Genomic DNA, 17181 nt, shown 5'->3' with positions numbered 1-17181 from the left:
CTGGAGGCTTTATGGCAAAAGCATATTTAATTGTGGGCAGCGGGCCTGCCGGTATTACCGCGGCGGAGCGCATACGTAATCTGGACAGTGATGCGGAAATTATCGTAATATCTGAAGAAAAGACCCCCATGTTCTACCGTCCAAGAATTCCGGAATACGCTGTGGGAAAGATAGGCATTGAGGAGATTATGGTGAAAAAAAAGGATTTTTACGTGCAAAAAAAAATCCAACTTCATTTAGGAACAAGGGCAACAAAACTTGACAAGAAGAAGAGAGTTGTAGAGACATCTGAAAAGAATATCTATGGATATGATAAACTTCTTATTGCTACGGGAATCTCGCCAATAGAACCTAAATTTCCGGGAAGCCGCCTCAAAGGCGTTTTTACTATGCATGATTTGATTCAGGCTGAAAGATTAAAGGTTGCCGTCAGGGACGCAAAACAGGTTGTTGTGGTTGGCGGAGGTCTTTTGGGCATGGATATGGCAGAAGAATTCAGGACAACAGGATTGCATGTTGTCTTTCTCGTAAGGAGAAATAGTTTAGGCGACCCCTTTTTTGATGAATATGGCTGTAAATTAATACGTGATGAATTTAAAAATATGGAGGTTGAAGTCATTACCAATGCAGAGGTTCAGTCACTCGAAGGGACAAACAATCAATTAGCATCGGTACTGTTAACGGACGGAAGAAGATTTGACAGTAATCTTTGTTTTATAGCAATAGGCACAACCCATGCGGTTGACTGGCTAAAAGACAGCGGCTTGAAAATAGAGAATGGCGTTTTGGTTGACAGGTATCTGAGAAGCCATGATGACGATGATGCTGTTTTTTCAGCCGGTAATGCGGCGCAAATCATGGATCCTGTTTTTGAAAAACATATTGTTCAAACCAATTGGATAAATGCAATAGCGCAAGGCGACATTGCCGGCAACAACATGGCGGGAGGAGGGCTGAGGAAATATGAGACAACGTCAAATTATTTCAAGCGGGTAGGGGATCTTTTTTTTAATCTTATTGGAACAGGCAATCTACGGATGAAAGGGGGGAAAAGAAATTATTTCAAAGGAAAAACCCCGAAGGAATATGTTATGGTCACGACAAAAGAGGGAAGAGTTGTTGGTGCTGTTGTTTGCGGCCGACACAAAATCACCGTAAAATTAAAAGACTCAATAGAGAAGCAAAGTGATTTTTCAAATATGGATAAATTAATCGATCAGGAAGAAAAGAGCATAGAAGACCTGTCAAAATTGTTTTAACTTCTCAATAAATTGAGGAAAACACTCCCCCCGTCCCCTTTATTAACGGGGAATAAGGTAGAAATTATTATAAAAACCTCAACTTATTGAGAAGTTACAGATTATTTTAACAAGATTTCACGCTTGAATATAAATGGAAAAGCGGTAAAATCCAACATAACACTATTTAATAATGATATTTGCAGAATTTGGGAGAATATTGATTGAGAACGCTAATAACAGGAGGTGCCGGATTTATTGGTTCGCATCTTTGTGATTATTTTATAGAAAAAGGACATGAAGTTCTCTGTATAGACAATCTTTTGACAGGCAGTCCGGATAATATTTCTCATTTAATTGGAAATAACCGTTTCCGGTTTATAAAACACAATGTAAGCGACTATATATACGTAGATGGTCGCATCGATAATGTATTGCATTTTGCTTCTCCCGCCAGCCCCTTTGATTATTTAAATTATCCCATACAAACACTAAAGGTCGGCTCCCTTGGCACTTTGAACAGTCTGGGGCTGGCAAAGGCAAAAGGGGCGCGATTTCTTCTCGCCTCTACTTCTGAAACATATGGCGACCCCCAGGTACACCCCCAAAGGGAGGATTATTGGGGACATGTTAATCCGGTAGGTCCCAGGGGCGTATACGATGAGGCGAAACGATTTGCGGAAGCAATGACGATGGCATACCATCGATATCACAATATGGATACAAAAATAGTCAGAATATTTAATACCTATGGGCCGAAAATGCGCATTAAAGACGGGCGTGCCCTCCCTAACTTCATGTGCCAGGCAATAAGAGGCGAAGATATTACCGTATATGGAAACGGTTCCCAGACAAGGAGTTTTTGTTTTATATCGGATCTTGTGGAAGGCATTTACCGATTGCTGATTTCAGGGGAAAATAATCCTGTAAACATAGGGAACCCTGAAGAAATAACGATTTTGCAACTGGCAGAAATGATACTCTCTCTTACTAACAGCAAAAGCAAGATTGTATTTAAGGAACTTCCTGTAGACGATCCGAAAGTCCGGCAGCCGGACATATCCAAAGCCATGAGCCTCTTGCATTGGGAGCCAAGGGTTTCCAGGGATATTGGTCTGCAAAAGACCTTAAAATATTTCCAGGACACGTTGAACAAAAATAAATAACAGTAAATTCTATATGCGAATTATCTTCATATATGAATCAAGTTTTGGAAGAAATTTCGTGAACCATTGATTGCGCAGATTTTAACAAAGCAATCAGCACTACATTGTTGAGTGATTTTAATCTGTCCTTATAAATATGAGGCTTGTCCTCACATATCACTGAGGTATTTTTGTGAAAGTTATTGCGGTCTTTGGCAGTCCCCGCAGTGGTGGGAATTCTGATATAATACTCGATCATCTTATTAAGGGCATTGAAGCGAATGGCATATGCGTAGAAAAGATTATTTTGCGGAATTTGAGCTTCAGCCCATGTATTTCATGCGGAAGATGCATGCAAACGGGGATTTGTGCAGTTAATGACGATATGCAAAAAATATATCCCCGTATTGTTGAAGCCGGTGGCATAATCGTGGCGTCTCCCATTTATTTTATGGGCGTGAGCGCACAGCTAAAGGCATTTATTGACCGTTTTCAGGTATTTTGGTCGCGTAAATATATTTTACATTTCCCGGTAAGGAAAGATGGGGTTGCCGCTAAAGGTTTTTTTATTGCCACTGCCGCACGCCATGAGAGTGAGGAACTTTTTGCCGGGGCAATAAAAACAGTGAAATCTTTTTTTCACGTCATTGATGCGGAATATGCCGGTGATATGCTGTGTTCAGAACTGGAAGAAAAAGGGGCGGTATATAAAAAACAGGCCATCCTTAAACAAGCATTTGATACCGGCAAAACATTATTTATCTGATGTATTAGATTTTAATTGAGTAGTTTTATGGGAAATCAAAAAAGAAAACATCGTTGTCCGGGGGAGCCTTACGAGATCAGCGATTCAGTATGCAAAGGCCGGCAAGGGGTAAATTACCCAAAATGCAATGTATGTCTGGAAAAAGTAGAAGCGCAACACGATACTGAACAATCAAAATCAGAAACAACGGTATCAACGGGTATTTTCAAAAGTTATGATATTCGGGGAAAATATCCTTCAGAACTTGATGATCTGACTGCCCGGAAGATAGGAACTTCCATTGCCTTGTTTTTTAAAGAAAACAACCCTCGTTCAAAAAACATCGTTGTTGGCAGAGATATGAGGACTTCTTCCAGGTCATTGGCAAACGCACTTATCGAAGGCATTTGTTCCACTGGAACAAACGTGATAAATATCGGCGTTGTGCCGACGGAAATGACTTATTTTGCCGTGGGTTATTACGCTTATGACGGAGGCGTAATGGTAACGGCATCGCATAATCCCGCGGAATATAACGGATTTAAGATATGCAGAGAGCAGGCAATGCCGGTCAGTTTTGAAACAGGAATAGAAAGAATCGCAAAATTAACAAAACAATACCATCCGCCCCGCATTGACCAGCTTGGAAAGGTAATCTTAAATGATGTTTTTAAAGATTATAAAAAACATGTAATGAAATTTGCAAACAACCTAAGACCCCTTCGCATTGTTGTGGACGCGGGAAATGGTATGGCCGGAAAAATTATTCCTTTCGTTTGTGAAGGGCTTCCAATAGAAATTATTCCGTTATATTTTGAACTTGATGGGAGCTTTCCAAACCACGAGGCAAATCCACTCAAACCTGAAAATGTTGAAGATTTGCAAAACAAAGTAAAAGAAACAAAGGCACACCTGGGGGTTGCCTTTGATGGAGATGCAGACCGGTGTATTTTTGCAGATGAAATGGGGAGGATAATAGGATGCGATATTATTACCGCGCTGGTAGCGCAAAAATTTCTTAAACAGGAACCAGGCGCTGCGATTGTATATGACCTCCGGTCGAGCAAGGTCGTTCCGGAAGAAATAAAAGCCGCAGGTGGAATTCCCTGTCGCGAACGGGTAGGCCACGCATACATGAAAGCCGCCTTACGAGAAAAAAACGCACCATTTGGCGGAGAACTTTCCGGACATTATTATTTCAGGGATAACTACTATTCCGACTCGGGAATTATCATATTTTTTTTGATCCTGGAACTTTTAAGTTTAAGACGGGCTCCTTTTTCCAGCATACTCGCACCGCTAAAAAGATATTGCTCCTCGGGGGAAACAAATTTTAAGGTGAAAGAAAAGGATGCGAAATTAGAAGAAATTGTTAAAAAATTTCCTAACGCAAAAATAGACTACCTTGATGGAATTACCGTTGAATACAACGATTGGTGGTTTAATGTCAGAAAATCAAATACAGAGCCTCTTCTGAGATTGAATGTAGAAGGAAAAACACCGGAAATAATGGAAAAGGGGAAAAAAACGCTTACCAGCATTATTGAGGGGAGATAATGTACACACCAGCCTTTCTTATTCGACTTAGTTTTTCACAAATTGCCATGTATGCTGCGATTGCAGCCTTTTTCCTGCTGTCCCTCCCTCAATTTACCGGCATAGGAACAAACGCCGATGCGGAGGTCTTTGATATTAAATTTACAAATGGGAAATTATCCGTAAAACTGGAAGATTCCCCGCTGGAAAAGGTGTTAAAGGAAATTATGACGCAAAGCGGCGCAAGAATATGGCTGACCGATTCAATTGACACAAAAGTCACTATGGAATATCAGGATGTTCCTATCAGAGAAGGGATACGCAGGATTTTGAAAGACAAAAATTACGCCTTCAGTTATGATCCCAACGAATTAAAAGAAGGAAAAATATCAATAGTCAGCGCCAATAAATCGAAAGAAATTTACACGCCAACAAGCCAAAAACCACCAGAAAAATTAATCAAACGAAAAGATAAAAAAAAGAAAAAAGACCCTGAGTTTGAAGCGCTTGCCAAAGACGCATTGGAAAATGAAGATGCCGAAAAAAGGGAAGATGCTATAATAGCCCTGGGAGAAACTGAAGATAAAAAAGCAATAGAAATTATTGCTAAGGCATTGGAAAAAGATACAAATGTAGACGTACGGTTAAGCGCCATCGATGCATTGCTGGAAATAGATATAGATGACGCATCTATAATAAAACCAATTTCCAAAGCCGCTCTAAAAGACAAAGATCCGTGGGTTCGCGAAAGCGCCGTAGAGGCATTGGGCGAAATAGAGAGCAAGGAGGCTATAGAAATCATTAAGCAGGCGCTTAATGATGAAGATGGCTCCGTTCGGGAAATAGCACAGGAAATTCTGGACGATCTAAACAAGTAACCATTTTTGTTTTTTATATTGACATTCAATAAATAATCGTTTAAATTAACTAACGTTTATATTTTTAAACAGTAGAAATTGCACAATTTCTCACATCTCCCAATTGTGAGGCCCCGCTCCTCCCGCAGGTTTATTACCCTGCGGGAGGTTTTTTAAAAACATGGAAAAAAACGTTGCCTACTGGTTTGCAGTTCACACAAGATCTCGTCACGAAAAGCAAGTAGATTCCTTCTTAAGGGAAAAGAATATCAGCTCCTTCCTTCCACTAGTGAAAACAATCAGCCGCAGACGGGACAGAAAGAAATTTATTGATGTTCCTCTTTTTCCAGGGTATTTGTTTGTCAATATAACACTGGATAATCTATATGAAATAAAAAGCACACGGGGAGTGGTAAGGATTATTGGCAACGAGGATGACTTTATTCCTTCTCCTATTCCGGATGCAGAAATAAACAATTTAAAGACCTTGATAAACAGCAATGTTGCGATAGACCCTTACAAATATTTGCAAAAAGGCACGAAGGTCCGGGTTGTTTCAGGCCCGCTCATTGGTTTAGAGGGACTACTGGTCAAAAGGAAGACGAATTATCGCGTTGTAGTTTCTATAGACATTTTGCAAAAATCTACGTCAGCAGAGATTAGCATAGCGGATATTGAATCAATTGATTAGTGTTGCCTCAAATTAATACCGGTAATCTTTTTTCAGATTAAAATCAGATAGATAATAAATAAAGATGTATGGCAAACGACGAAGAAATCACACAATATAATATCCTTGAAAAATTGTCGGACAGCGACCGGATTTCCCAGCGCCAATTATCCACGCAGTTGGGCATTAACGTTGCTTCTATAAACTTTGCGATAAAAAAACTTACAAAGAGGGGGTTGATAAAAGTTTTGGGTACAAACCCAAGAAAGATTCGCTATATTTTAACTTCAAAAGGGATTACAGAAAAGACGCAGATTGCCTATAATTTTTTAAACAGAAATTTTCGTTTTTACAAGGCGGTGAGAAAAGATGTTGAAAGCAAGGTACAAGAGATCCCTTTTAACGGTCAAACCCGTGTTGCACTTTATGGCGTTACTGACCTTATGGAAATTGCGTATTTAGTGATCCAGGATAAAGAATTAGATCTGGTCGCTGTGGTTGATGATGAGATGAAGATTCGAATTTTCGGTTACCATGTCATCGGACTCGAAGAAATAAGTATCTGCTCTCCAGATTACCTGCTTTTAACAAAAGAGCCGGATATTGCTGCTGTAAAAAAATATGTACCGGATTCAGTCAAAATTGTAGATATACGGGTATAACGCCTCCCCCCCCGGTTTCAGCCGAGAATGCATACCAACGCAAATGTCTGTTTGTTTGTAGGTTAACTTGCCCAATTTGAGCCAGAAAATAACACTATAATGGAACAATGGCTACTTATTTTATCTTCTGCGCTTATAGCATCTGTTGTTGCTGCAATTGCCGGTACGGGTGGAGGTATAATTTTACTTCCTGTTTTGGTCGCAATATTTGGGGTGCGCGATGCTGTTCCGATGTATGCCGTTGCCCAGCTTGTTGGCAACCTGAGCCGTGTTGGATTTAACCGGCGATTTATACAACTTCCTGTCGTTTTTTGGTTTGTTGCCGGAGCCATTCCTTTTTCCATTCTAGGCGCCTGGCTTTTCACCAAATTACCAGATACCGGTCTTCTCAGGATTTTGGGTGGCTTTTTAATCTGTTCCGTCATTTGGCGGCATTGGCGCGGACGTCTGATCACAGGATTCCGCCCGCATTGGTTTGCCCCCATTGGGTCCATGTTTTCTTTGATTTCTGCAATTTCCGGCAGTGCCGGTCCTTTTCTTGCGCCGTTTTATCTTTCATACGGGCTCATCAAGGGTGCGTTCATCGGAACCGAGGCTTTAGGGACTGCGGCAATACACGTTGTAAAGCTTGTCTCTTATCAGAGTTTTGGTGCGATTTCATCATCTACCTGGGTATGTGGGCTTTCTATTTGTCCGGTAATGGTCATTGGCTCCTTCGTTGGAAAGAGCATATTAGAGAGATTATCTATTCAGGTATTTATGAGAATTATCGAAGTTGTGATTACCGGATTTGGACTATGGTTTCTCATAAAATGAAATTTTGGCAACACTTTGGTTTTTTGAAAATTTACTTGTTACGATTTTTTTTAATCTGTGCAAGCGGTGTAATCTGCGGCTCCCCTTTCATATTTCGTATTTGTTTGGCACTGGTTTGTCTATGTTATGGTTGGGCAAATTATCGCTAAATTTCATTTAATTTGCTTTATTAATTTTGTATTATATTAAATACATTTTGTTTCATTTTTTTATCCACTGCTAAAAAAACTTCAATACTCATAAGCATCAATAGTAAACCTACGAAAAAAAACAATGACCAAAAAAAAGAGAAAATACCTTTCTCCGGTAATGCTGGAGCATAAGGCCAGAGATGATTTTGATAAAAAGAGATACCGGGAGGCAATGGAGAGTTTTGAAGAACTTTATTGGATGGACAATGAAAAATATCGCAGCGAACTCCTGGCCAGTTATCGTGCATTAGCGGATACATTTATTCAAAACAAAAAATGGGAGAATGTTGAGGATATTGTAGTTAAGATAAAAGAGATAACGGGCGGAAAATGCGATGATTTGTTAGCGGTAAAAATAGCAATTAAGAGGGGCGATTATGCCGCTGCGGCAGATGAGTATATTTCCCTTTTGTCGAAAGGCATAGAGGCGCCGGGCATTAACGAAATTCCAGGGATGGCAGATGCAATAGTCTTGCGTTTCCATGACAGTTCTTTTTTTAAGTCATACAATCCGGAAATATATAAAGAAATAATTGCGATACACAAGGCGCTGGAGAATATTGCACATGAACGTTATGATGAAGCCTGGGCAGAAGTAAAAGAGATAGGACGAAACTCCGTATTTTCGCATTGGAAGTTATTTATAAAAGGGAGTATTGCCTTTTATACAAATGAGGATGAAAAGGCGAAATTGGCTTTTTCCCTCATATCCGCAGACACGCTGTTGCACGATACCGCAAAGGCGTTTATGGTACTCATGGATAATACGCAGCAAAAATTGCCTGAGACTCTAAGCAAAAAGACTTTAAGGAAGATATGCTATTTGTCGGGATATCCAGAGCTTGCGCATGTATTGCCCGATGCGGATTATTTTTGGGAGGAAGGCGATCATCTTAATTCATACAGGTATATTCGTAACGGACTTTCGGATTTTCCTTCAGAGGAAACAGGCATTGTTGGCACCCTTACCAGGTTTTATTTCAGTAGTATTTACTATATGAGGGCAGATGATGCCGAGGACTTTATAGAAGGTATTATAAACAACCGCTCATTAACTGATCAGGGAAAAATTGAAAATTTGCTCATAAAAAAAGCCGAATGTTTTCTCTCTAGGGGCTGGAGGTTAAGTGATCTGGAATATGCAGGTATATGGGAAGATTTTCTCGATGTATATAAAGAGGTTTATGGCGAAAATAAAAAAATTGAAGCCATTGTGTACGCACATTTGGGGGGGAGTTTTGCCGTCGAAGAAAAAAATGAACCTTCCCCTTTTCATTGGATGGAACATAGGGAAGATGAAGTCTGCTTCCGAAATGCAAAACTCGCCGAACGCTATTTACTAAAGAGTATTGACCGTGACGAAGGCAGCAAGGATGCCTGTTTGCAATTATTAATAGTGTACGGGAAAACCCGCAAACTACAGAAGTTAAACAGACTGTTGGATAAACTGGTGGCTATATTCCCCGAGGACCCTTTTATATTAACCAACGCGGGGATTAGCTGTGTTAATCGCAATGTATTTGCGAAGGGAATAAAGTATTTGGAGCAGGCAAACCGCCTTGATCCGTTAGATAGCAAAATTAAGAAACAGTTGGCTCTGGCATATCTGCGAGCTGCCCCGCTAAATTTTGATAAAGGGCAGATACCACAGGGCAGAAAAATGTATGGCAAAGCAATTAACATTGGAATAAAAAGTTCGCATGATTTTAACAGAGGGATTGCCTATATTTACGCACGATGGTCTGGTCTTGAGTTTAAAAACCAGAACAAAGAGCGGGGGAATGAATTATTTCATTTGGCGCTAAACAACACAGAGAGTCCCTTCCCGCTTATTTATTTTACACAGTTGGTATACCGGTGTTATGGTGTGCCTGATATATATATACAAAAACGCTACGACGAGCTTGACAATGCATGGCGCAACGCACCCACCCCCGCCAATGTTGCTTTATTAATAGATATTTATTCTTATATATCGGAGATTAGCAAACCCCAATGGCTGGTAAGTGAAAAAAAAAGGATTGTTGAATATGCGTTTAAAACATTATGGGCACCATGTTCCGAAACAGATGCATCAAGGATCGTAAAATTTGCATTACAAGAGAAAGAATTTAAACTCGGGGAAAGATATATTGCAAAAATGTTGAAGGAAGACAAAGAAGCCCCATTATTTCTTTACCATAAACTTACCTTAAGAGAGTTAGGCAAACGAGTAGTCCCGACAGAAAAAACCCTTCAGGAACTTGAACATATACTGCTTTTGGCGGAAAAGAGAAATAATTTGCAGTTGGTGCGTGAATTGAAAAGTGAGGTGGAGAACTTACGGGAATTTTTAGAGACTAAGAATATTTTGAATGGCCCCTTCCCCAAGGATATGCTTGATGCTTTCGACGAGGATGGCGACTCCGGTTTCGATATAATAAAAAGAATATTTGAAGGAATATCTCCATCAAAGAGGGCGCACAAAAAAAAGAAAAAATAGGATAACCATTAGTACTTTATCGTAACTATTACATTGTTTCGTTAAAATGTGTACGTAAAAAAATGTCATTGCGAGGAGTGTAGCGACGAAGTAATCTCTTGTTCCCAAAAAGACTTAAGATTGCTTCGCTGTCGCTCGCAATGACGGTATCAATGTAGATATTTTATTGAAACGTTATACTAGTCAACGCAAACGATACGCGGCTCGTTTCCAAACAGATACGTCACTATGTTCAGTACAAGGTTTGGAAACGCGTTACGTTCTGATCTCCGGTGGTTTAATAAATTACGCTGAATAGTTACACTTTATCAGTAATTTCTTTGCGTTTTTTGGCAAAATATTTAATAGTGAAACACGAAATGCTAAATACGAATCCACCCCCTTACCTCCTCCAAAGTGGGAGAATGTTCCCCGTCGGCGGGAGTAAGGGGGTGGATTTTGGAATTTGTTTCGTATTTCGTATTTTTTATTTCTTGCTATGCGAGCTTAGGTAATTATCAGATTTCAGATTATGGAAAGCAGAAGGTTTAAATCAAAAGGTGATGAAAAATGACTCCGTATGAAATTTTAGGTATTGGCCTCTCAGCAGACGATGCGACGATCCGTAATGCTTATCTGGAGTTGGTAAAAAAACATCCGCCAGACAGGGCGCCGGAAATGTTCAAAAAAATTGCCAATGCATATGATCTGATACGGGATGAGAGAAAACGGTTGCAATATTATGTATTTAACAGAGATATGCCAATTAATCGTCCATTTGAGGCATTATTGCTGCATGCGGGAGTAACGAATAAGCGAAAACCCCCAGGTTTTGAAAGATTGAAGGAGCTGCTTAGTGATGTTTGATGAATCCCGAATGTGTGCATTTCAGGTTTTTTATAAATAATAATTTAGAGCAATTTTAATGGCGAACACTAATAAGATCCCCACTTTCTACTCAGATTTTCGAAGAAGATTGGTTAATTTTCTGGCAAAAGTTTTTTTCTCAGGTAGGTTACAAAAAAATGATAATATGCGCATAACGAAACCCGAAACCTCGATTCCGATGAAAGATGAATCCCAAATCCCGAATTCCCGGATTCCGGTTTCCGAAGAGGAATCTCTAATCGAAATCCAAAACCCCGAAATCCTGAATGTCGAAGATCTCGCCGGTAAAAATGAACCGGTAAATACAGACATTTGTTTAGAACTCCGGAAGACGGAAATGGAACGTGATTTCAGGCAATGGTTAAATGAATTATCTGAAATCCCCCGCGTAGAATTTACGGATGATGAACCGGATATCTATTCTTTCTATGAGGAGCTTTGTGTTCTCAGAAATGAGGTGAGAAAAGGCGGGCGGAGAAATCATGACGTTTTAACACGGTTTGGAGAAAGTCTGGCGGGTTTTCAAAATGTCCTTGTTGATATACAAAACCGGCTGGGTCAGGCAGATGCGAGAAAAAAGGAAGAAGAACTGCTTGCAAACAAGCGCCGTTTTCTGGCAGTGATTGATGTCTTTGAACGGATGGGAAGATTAAAAGAAAGATTATATACCCCGCCGAAAAAAAAACTTTTTAAAAATTACGGTAATTGGGAAAACGTTTGGAATCGGTTCAGGGAAGGTTTTGAGATTACGTATAGTTATTTAGAAAATTTATTGAAAAATGAAGGTATTACAAAAATGGAAACGCTCGGCAGATTATTTGATCCAGGCCAAATGAATGCAGTTGCCGTTGAGTATACGGACAAACATTTGCCTCATATGGTGATAGAAGAAATATCGCCTGGTTTCTTACAGGGAGAACGAGTTATTAAACTGGCAGAGGTAAAGATATCAAAAACGCAGGGGAGGGTATAGCATGGAAACAATAGTTGGGATAGATCTTGGCACCACGAATTCAGAGATATCCATTTTGGAGAATGGAAAACCAAAGGTTATTCCGGTGGACGATGATCTGATTATGCCGTCATGTGTCGGCATTGATATTACAGGCAAGCTTATTGTAGGGAAAACGGCGAAAAACCAGGCAGTTTCGAGTCCCGAATCTACAATCTTCTCCATAAAAAGAAAAATGGGCGAGGATGTCAAGGTACGTTTGGGGGAAAAGGAGTTCCGTCCCGAAGAGATATCTTCTTTCATCCTGCTTACGCTTAAAAAACACGCCGAAAAATATCTTGGCAGTGAGATTAAAAAAGCGGTTATTACCGTTCCTGCATATTTTGACGACCGCCAAAGGAATGCAACCAGGGACGCCGGACTGTTAGCCGGCCTGGATGTGGTAAGGATTATCAATGAACCTACATCTGCGGCTATTGCATACGATGCCGGTCACCCTGAAAATCACAAGCTTCTTGTTTATGATCTGGGAGGCGGCACGTTTGATGTGTCTCTTGTCGTTGTTGAAAATGGGGTAGTAGAGGTGCTGGCAAGTCACGGCGATACCAAATTAGGCGGAGATGATTTTGATCAATTGTTGTTCAATCATGTATTGCAGGTGTTTAAAAAAGAACATGGCGTCGATTTAAATGAAGATATAAGGGCAAGAAGAAGGCTTCTTAATACCCTGGAAAAGGCAAAACGTGAGCTTTCTGACCACCCTTTTGCGAAGATTAGAGAAGAATTTATTAGTAAGGAACTGCACCTTGAAATGGAGATATCCAGGAATGATTACGAGTCCATGATACGTCCGTTGTTGCAAAAAACATTGGACTGTATCCATATGTGCCTCAAGGATGCATCATTCATCCCGGGCGATATCGATAAGGTAATATTAGTCGGCGGTTCAACACGGACTCCTTTAGTCCACGAAATCATTACAAAGGAGATTGGAATAGAACCGCATTATGAAATCAACCCCGACCTGATAGTATCTATGGGGGCGGCAATACAGGGGGGTATTATTGCCGGACACAAAACGCAATCCATCCTTGTGGATATCACTCCTTACACCTTTGGCACCAGCGCTGTCGGAGACTATGACGGGGCAATTCATCACAATGTGTTTGTTCCTATTATCAAACGCAACACACCCCTTCCCGTGAGCAAAGGCGAAGTATTTGGCACTATGGTTGATAATCAGGAGGCGGTAGAGGTCAATATTTATCAGGGAGAAGAACCGCTTGCAGAGGACAACATTTTTATCGGCAATTTCATGGTTCAGGGGCTGAGCGAGGCGCCCGCCGGGAATAAAATCATTTTAAACCTTGAACTGGATATTAACGGGATTCTGAAGGTTACTGCGGTTGAAAAAAATACGGGACTCTCAAAGGAAGTCACAATGGATACCAAAGACGTTGAATCAAACTTCAACATCATTGAGTCGCAAAAGAATGTTGCTTCGCTGTTTTCAGAGGAAGAATTTGACAGCGAAGAGTTTAAGCTTATAACGAAAGAGGATGGAGGCCATGAAGCTCCTGCAGAAGAAAGTGATGCCATTGCCAGGACTAAAGACTTGAGAAGGCGCGCCGAGAAACTTATGGACTCAATATCCCCGGAGGACGAAAGTGATATTCGCAATTTACTGGAAAAGAGTGAAAAGGCTGTAAACGAACATGATCTCGTGGGGTTGTCGGAGATAAATGAATCCCTTGAAGACATTATATTTTATTTGGAGGAGTGATGGAGATTCAATGTCCTTCCTGCAAAAAGATAAATCCGGACTCACCGGAATGTGTAAGGTGCGGCTGTGAACTGGAATTATTAAAAACAATCCTGCTGGCTGCAGAAAAGGAAGTTTCGCTGGGCAGGGAAAAGCTGGAAACGGGGAATGCAGGAGAGGCACTAGACCATGCTACGCGGTCATGGCGTTTAAAAAAAACAACCAATGCCGCAAGGCTGGCATTTCTGGCAAATGTTGCAGAAAAAAGATATGAGGACGCCATGCAATGGCATTGCCGGACCAAAAATCACTGCCATAGTGAAGAAGACTAATTCACTGATTGCGAATAGCGTAGGGGCGAAGCATTTACTATAAATTGTCATAAATGCGTTCATACCCAAACGGGCAAATGCTTCGCCCCTACTAAATTGTTATGATAGTTTTCCTGTAGTTCAGTAGTGTTTTTACCGCAACCCAAATAATGCCGAAAGAAAGGCCGAGAAGTACAACATCTGCAATAATAAGCGGCACATTGCCCTTTGGTATAAACTGGCGAACAAGCATTCCAACGAGCATTGTCAGCGTAGTGATGATCATAAATACCGCGGGTATTGCCGTGAGCCATAGATTCCTTCTTTTTGACAGCAGCCAGAATGAAATTATTATTAAGGTAAATGCCGCAAGAAGCTGGTTGCTCGTCCCGAAAATTAACCATATATTGCTTACCGTATTTTTGTATGCAAGCCCGATCATTAAACCAACCGCCATCCCCGAATTTACCCAATAATATCCAAGCATCTTCGGTGTGCGTTGAAAAACCGTTCTCCATAGTTCTTCAAAAAGATAGCGGTTTAATCTTACGGAGGTATCAAGAGTTGTAATGACAAATCCCTCTAAAAGAAGCATTCCGAAGAGGATCCCTAAAGGCAACGGCAATCCTAGCCCGATGTGAAGAGAGCGTCCGAGCGCAAGGGCAAAGGTTAATATCGGATTACATTTAAATCCTGATTCTTCAGAGGGAAATACAAGCTGTTTATACTGGACCATATCGAGTCCCATAATAACGGTAATGATAACACAAAGGGCAAGAAACGATTCCAGAAGCATCCCATAATAGCCCACCGTATGCGCAGCGCCTTCGGATTTGATTTGTTTTGCGGTGGTGCCGCCGGCGCAAAGTGCGTGGAATCCGGAAATAGCCCCGCACGCAATAGTGATAAAAAGTCCGGGCCACAGGAAACCGAGATACAATGCACCTTCTTTCATATTATTTGCCGGGAAATTTACTTCAACACCCCGTATCCCGGATGCAATAATTCCCAGAAAAAGCAATATCAGACCGATATAGAGAAGGTGCACATTAATAAAATCCCTCGACTGCAAAAATAACCAGACGGGTACACCGGCCGCAACGATGGTGTACAGGGAAATGAGGAACATCCAGTGTTTTGGTTCCATGGTTATCGGCATATAGATTCCGGCGGCAACCGAAACAATACAAATAAAAATAGCGAAAAGAGAGCATTTTATGACAGAAACGTTGCGTTTAATGTAAAGATAGCCCATCAGCGGCGCAAAAACGGTGACAATAATAACCGACATCGATGCTATTCCGCCGATAAGCACCTTGCCCCCTGCTTCATCTGCCCACCGAAAGAATTTCTGGTCTTTGCTGAGACCGATATGTGTACTATCAATGATTGAAGTCAGGGCGGTTGCGGATGCGTTGAGAAATGTTGCATTAACCAGAACCAGCATGACGATGGCGAAGGAAATGATCATAACAAACGCGGCCGGGCCAAATGACTTTCTGGCGATTTCGCCAATAGATTTCCCCCCTTCCCGCACACTTATAAAGAGAGCGGAAAAATCATGGACGGCGCCGAAGAATATCCCGCCTAGTAATATCCATAACCATGCGGGACCCCATCCGTAGATTAGTGCCATAACAGGGCCTATTATTGGCCCTGCTCCGGCAATTGCCGCGAAATGATGCGCAAAAACGATAGGGGTTGCAGTGGGCACGTAATCGCGTCCATCATTTATTTCTACCGCAGGGGTTTTTCTTCCGGAATCGACTCCCAAGGTATTTGATACGAATCTGGAGTAAAATCTACCCGCCAGCAAAAAGCAGACAACGGAAATGCACAGAATAAAAATGGGATTCATTGGTATGTTTTTTCGTAATATAAGTTAAAAAAATATGAGAACTACTATTCAGGTTTTGATAATAGCATCTTTTCCGTAACTATTCAGCGTAAACGATACACGGCTCGTTCCCAAACCTTGTACGAGGTGTAAATCTTCTCAACGCGTCCTGCCACCTTTTGTAATTGCTGATAGAGCTTCTCTATACCCTCATCATAATGCTCAATAACACTCGACGGCAAGGTTACTACAAGACAAATCTTTTCTAATGCGCTTACCGCCTCGGCAAGTTCCTGCATAAAGGCCTTGTTAGCATTTTCCCCTCTTTATCTCAATAATCCTTTGAGCTGCTTCATCTAAATCCATATCATAAAGCACAAGCGCCTCGTCTTCGTCAAAATTTATCTCAAAAGTTTTCTCTATTTCATACATTGGCTTAGTATCTTCGATTGTATCTGGGGGATTAACCGTTGACCACATACAACACATTTGGTGTGAGTCCGGGTTATGCTTATACTTCTTCTGATATTTTTTGTAAATTTTGTATAGCTTTGCGTATGTTTCTTTATATTCGTTGTCCATCTTTATCCTCGTATATCTTATGACTTCCGCTCTGTCGGGAAAAGTAAAATCCGGCTCTTTCTAATGCCTTGATTGTGTCTCCTGCGGTGACTTTTGGCAACTTCTCTGTCATACTGATACTTCCATGAGGGTCAAACTCACAGAGTCAGATTGTTGAATATCTTCACCGCTTGCGATTCTATCTTCTATATGAACCCTTATAGCGTCTTTGATATTTTCCAATACCTCATTATAAGTATTTCCCTGTGTATAGCAACCCTGGGATTCAGGACAAAAGGCAAAATAACCGTCACTGTCTTTTTCGATTATTACTGAAAATTTATATGTGACCATATGTTCGACCCCCTACATTACCGGAATTTTTCAAAAAACCAAATTATTGCCATGAATTAATACCTTCGTACTACTATCCATCAATTTCTTGTTTTTTATGCGTGTTTTTCATGCCGCCATTTCCGTAAGTGCTTTAATATCAAGGGCTGAAGCGGTCATCAGTGAACAAGAGAACTTCTGGCCTTTCTCCGTCAA

18 protein-coding genes are annotated in these 17181 nt (G+C 40.9%); 13 read left to right on the top strand and 5 right to left on the bottom strand.

Going from position 1 to position 17181, the window contains the following annotated elements; genetic code table 11:
- Positions 1-11: 11 nt before the first annotated feature.
- The 13 genes from QZT26_RS06605 to QZT26_RS06545 all read left to right on the top strand — a co-directional run bounded on the left by QZT26_RS06605 (position 12) and on the right by QZT26_RS06545 (position 14255).
- The gene (locus QZT26_RS06605) at positions 12-1259 is read left to right on the top strand and encodes an FAD/NAD(P)-binding oxidoreductase (RefSeq protein WP_295101306.1); all 1248 of its coding nucleotides are present in this window, start codon (positions 12-14) and stop codon (positions 1257-1259) included.
- A gap of 203 nt (positions 1260-1462) precedes the next feature.
- Positions 1463-2404 carry a UDP-glucuronic acid decarboxylase family protein gene (locus QZT26_RS06600; RefSeq protein ID WP_099324914.1) on the top strand — a complete coding sequence of 314 codons (942 nt, stop codon included), beginning with the start codon at positions 1463-1465 and terminating at the stop codon, positions 2402-2404.
- A gap of 172 nt (positions 2405-2576) precedes the next feature.
- On the top strand, positions 2577-3149 hold the full coding sequence (locus tag QZT26_RS06595; protein WP_157820483.1) for a flavodoxin family protein: 573 nt from the start codon (positions 2577-2579) through the stop codon (positions 3147-3149).
- 27 nt (positions 3150-3176) lie between these two features.
- A complete protein-coding gene (locus QZT26_RS06590) occupies positions 3177-4685 on the top strand; it encodes a phosphomannomutase/phosphoglucomutase (protein WP_099324916.1) in 1509 nt (502 codons plus the stop codon).
- The gene (locus QZT26_RS06585) at positions 4685-5542 is read left to right on the top strand and encodes a HEAT repeat domain-containing protein (RefSeq protein WP_099324917.1); all 858 of its coding nucleotides are present in this window, start codon (positions 4685-4687) and stop codon (positions 5540-5542) included. The genes QZT26_RS06590 and QZT26_RS06585 overlap by 1 nt, the downstream gene beginning before the upstream one ends.
- A gap of 160 nt (positions 5543-5702) precedes the next feature.
- Complete coding sequence (locus QZT26_RS06580; RefSeq protein WP_099324918.1) at positions 5703-6212, top strand: UpxY family transcription antiterminator; 510 nt, start codon at positions 5703-5705, stop codon at positions 6210-6212.
- Between the two features lie 68 nt (positions 6213-6280).
- Positions 6281-6853: a winged helix-turn-helix transcriptional regulator gene (locus QZT26_RS06575; protein ID WP_099324919.1), complete on the top strand. Its 573-nt coding sequence runs from the start codon at positions 6281-6283 to the stop codon at positions 6851-6853.
- Positions 6854-6952: 99 nt separating this feature from the next.
- Entirely contained in the window at positions 6953-7669 is a 717-nt protein-coding gene (locus QZT26_RS06570; protein WP_295101305.1) for a sulfite exporter TauE/SafE family protein, read from the top strand.
- A 273-nt stretch (positions 7670-7942) separates the two neighbouring features.
- Positions 7943-10342, top strand: a complete 2400-nt coding sequence (locus QZT26_RS06565) for a hypothetical protein (RefSeq protein WP_295101304.1) — start codon at positions 7943-7945, stop codon at positions 10340-10342.
- Between the two features lie 549 nt (positions 10343-10891).
- On the top strand, positions 10892-11188 hold the full coding sequence (locus QZT26_RS06560; protein WP_164994440.1) for a DnaJ domain-containing protein: 297 nt from the start codon (positions 10892-10894) through the stop codon (positions 11186-11188).
- A 166-nt stretch (positions 11189-11354) separates the two neighbouring features.
- On the top strand, positions 11355-12182 hold the full coding sequence (gene grpE, locus QZT26_RS06555; RefSeq protein ID WP_157820484.1) for a nucleotide exchange factor GrpE: 828 nt from the start codon (positions 11355-11357) through the stop codon (positions 12180-12182).
- 1 nt (position 12183) lies between these two features.
- Positions 12184-13944 carry an Hsp70 family protein gene (locus QZT26_RS06550; RefSeq protein ID WP_295101303.1) on the top strand — a complete coding sequence of 587 codons (1761 nt, stop codon included), beginning with the start codon at positions 12184-12186 and terminating at the stop codon, positions 13942-13944.
- The gene (locus tag QZT26_RS06545; protein WP_295101301.1) at positions 13944-14255 is read left to right on the top strand and encodes a hypothetical protein; all 312 of its coding nucleotides are present in this window, start codon (positions 13944-13946) and stop codon (positions 14253-14255) included. Before QZT26_RS06550 ends, QZT26_RS06545 begins: the two co-directional genes overlap by 1 nt.
- A 91-nt stretch (positions 14256-14346) precedes the next feature.
- On the opposite strand, the gene QZT26_RS06540 is transcribed toward QZT26_RS06545, so the two are convergent.
- From QZT26_RS06540 to QZT26_RS06520, 5 genes are all read right to left on the bottom strand, one after another.
- Entirely contained in the window at positions 14347-16092 is a 1746-nt protein-coding gene (locus QZT26_RS06540; RefSeq protein WP_295101300.1) for a carbon starvation CstA family protein, read from the bottom strand.
- A gap of 83 nt (positions 16093-16175) precedes the next feature.
- Positions 16176-16370 carry a hypothetical protein gene (locus tag QZT26_RS06535; protein ID WP_295101298.1) on the bottom strand — a complete coding sequence of 65 codons (195 nt, stop codon included), beginning with the start codon at positions 16368-16370 and terminating at the stop codon, positions 16176-16178.
- A 10-nt stretch (positions 16371-16380) separates the two neighbouring features.
- Positions 16381-16653, bottom strand: coding sequence for a hypothetical protein (locus QZT26_RS06530; protein ID WP_099324928.1), 273 nt, complete (start codon positions 16651-16653; stop codon positions 16381-16383).
- Entirely contained in the window at positions 16637-16765 is a 129-nt protein-coding gene (locus QZT26_RS06525; protein ID WP_099324929.1) for a type II toxin-antitoxin system HicA family toxin, read from the bottom strand. Before QZT26_RS06525 ends, QZT26_RS06530 begins: the two co-directional genes overlap by 17 nt.
- A complete protein-coding gene (locus QZT26_RS06520) occupies positions 16762-16986 on the bottom strand; it encodes a type II toxin-antitoxin system HicB family antitoxin (RefSeq protein ID WP_295101296.1) in 225 nt (74 codons plus the stop codon). The genes QZT26_RS06525 and QZT26_RS06520 overlap by 4 nt, the downstream gene beginning before the upstream one ends.
- Positions 16987-17181: the final 195 nt, after the last annotated feature.

It is taken from the genome of uncultured Candidatus Kuenenia sp. (assembly GCF_900696675.1).
GTDB lineage: Bacteria > Planctomycetota > Brocadiia > Brocadiales > Brocadiaceae > Kuenenia > Kuenenia stuttgartiensis_A.
The sequence above is the reverse complement of the archived record's forward strand: the minus strand, read 5'-3'. Positions and strand labels throughout refer to the sequence as shown.

Excerpts from the sequence above, each read along its gene's own strand:
- QZT26_RS06525 (WP_099324929.1), bottom strand. The coding sequence starts at position 16,765 with ATGACAGAGAAGTTGCCAAAAGTCACCGCAGGAGACACAATCAAGGCA.
- QZT26_RS06530 (WP_099324928.1), bottom strand. The coding sequence starts at position 16,653 with ATGGACAACGAATATAAAGAAACATACGCAAAGCTATACAAAATTTAC.
- QZT26_RS06575 (WP_099324919.1), top strand. The coding sequence starts at position 6,281 with ATGGCAAACGACGAAGAAATCACACAATATAATATCCTTGAAAAATTG.
- QZT26_RS06550 (WP_295101303.1), top strand. The coding sequence starts at position 12,184 with ATGGAAACAATAGTTGGGATAGATCTTGGCACCACGAATTCAGAGATA.
- QZT26_RS06565 (WP_295101304.1), top strand. The coding sequence starts at position 7,943 with ATGACCAAAAAAAAGAGAAAATACCTTTCTCCGGTAATGCTGGAGCAT.
- QZT26_RS06535 (WP_295101298.1), bottom strand. The coding sequence starts at position 16,370 with ATGCAGGAACTTGCCGAGGCGGTAAGCGCATTAGAAAAGATTTGTCTT.
- QZT26_RS06570 (WP_295101305.1), top strand. The coding sequence starts at position 6,953 with ATGGAACAATGGCTACTTATTTTATCTTCTGCGCTTATAGCATCTGTT.
- QZT26_RS06520 (WP_295101296.1), bottom strand. The coding sequence starts at position 16,986 with ATGGTCACATATAAATTTTCAGTAATAATCGAAAAAGACAGTGACGGT.
- QZT26_RS06590 (WP_099324916.1), top strand. The coding sequence starts at position 3,177 with ATGGGAAATCAAAAAAGAAAACATCGTTGTCCGGGGGAGCCTTACGAG.
- QZT26_RS06560 (WP_164994440.1), top strand. The coding sequence starts at position 10,892 with ATGACTCCGTATGAAATTTTAGGTATTGGCCTCTCAGCAGACGATGCG.
- QZT26_RS06580 (WP_099324918.1), top strand. The coding sequence starts at position 5,703 with ATGGAAAAAAACGTTGCCTACTGGTTTGCAGTTCACACAAGATCTCGT.
- QZT26_RS06585 (WP_099324917.1), top strand. The coding sequence starts at position 4,685 with ATGTACACACCAGCCTTTCTTATTCGACTTAGTTTTTCACAAATTGCC.
- QZT26_RS06605 (WP_295101306.1), top strand. The coding sequence starts at position 12 with ATGGCAAAAGCATATTTAATTGTGGGCAGCGGGCCTGCCGGTATTACC.
- QZT26_RS06545 (WP_295101301.1), top strand. The coding sequence starts at position 13,944 with ATGGAGATTCAATGTCCTTCCTGCAAAAAGATAAATCCGGACTCACCG.
- QZT26_RS06540 (WP_295101300.1), bottom strand. The coding sequence starts at position 16,092 with ATGAATCCCATTTTTATTCTGTGCATTTCCGTTGTCTGCTTTTTGCTG.
- grpE (WP_157820484.1), top strand. The coding sequence starts at position 11,355 with ATGCGCATAACGAAACCCGAAACCTCGATTCCGATGAAAGATGAATCC.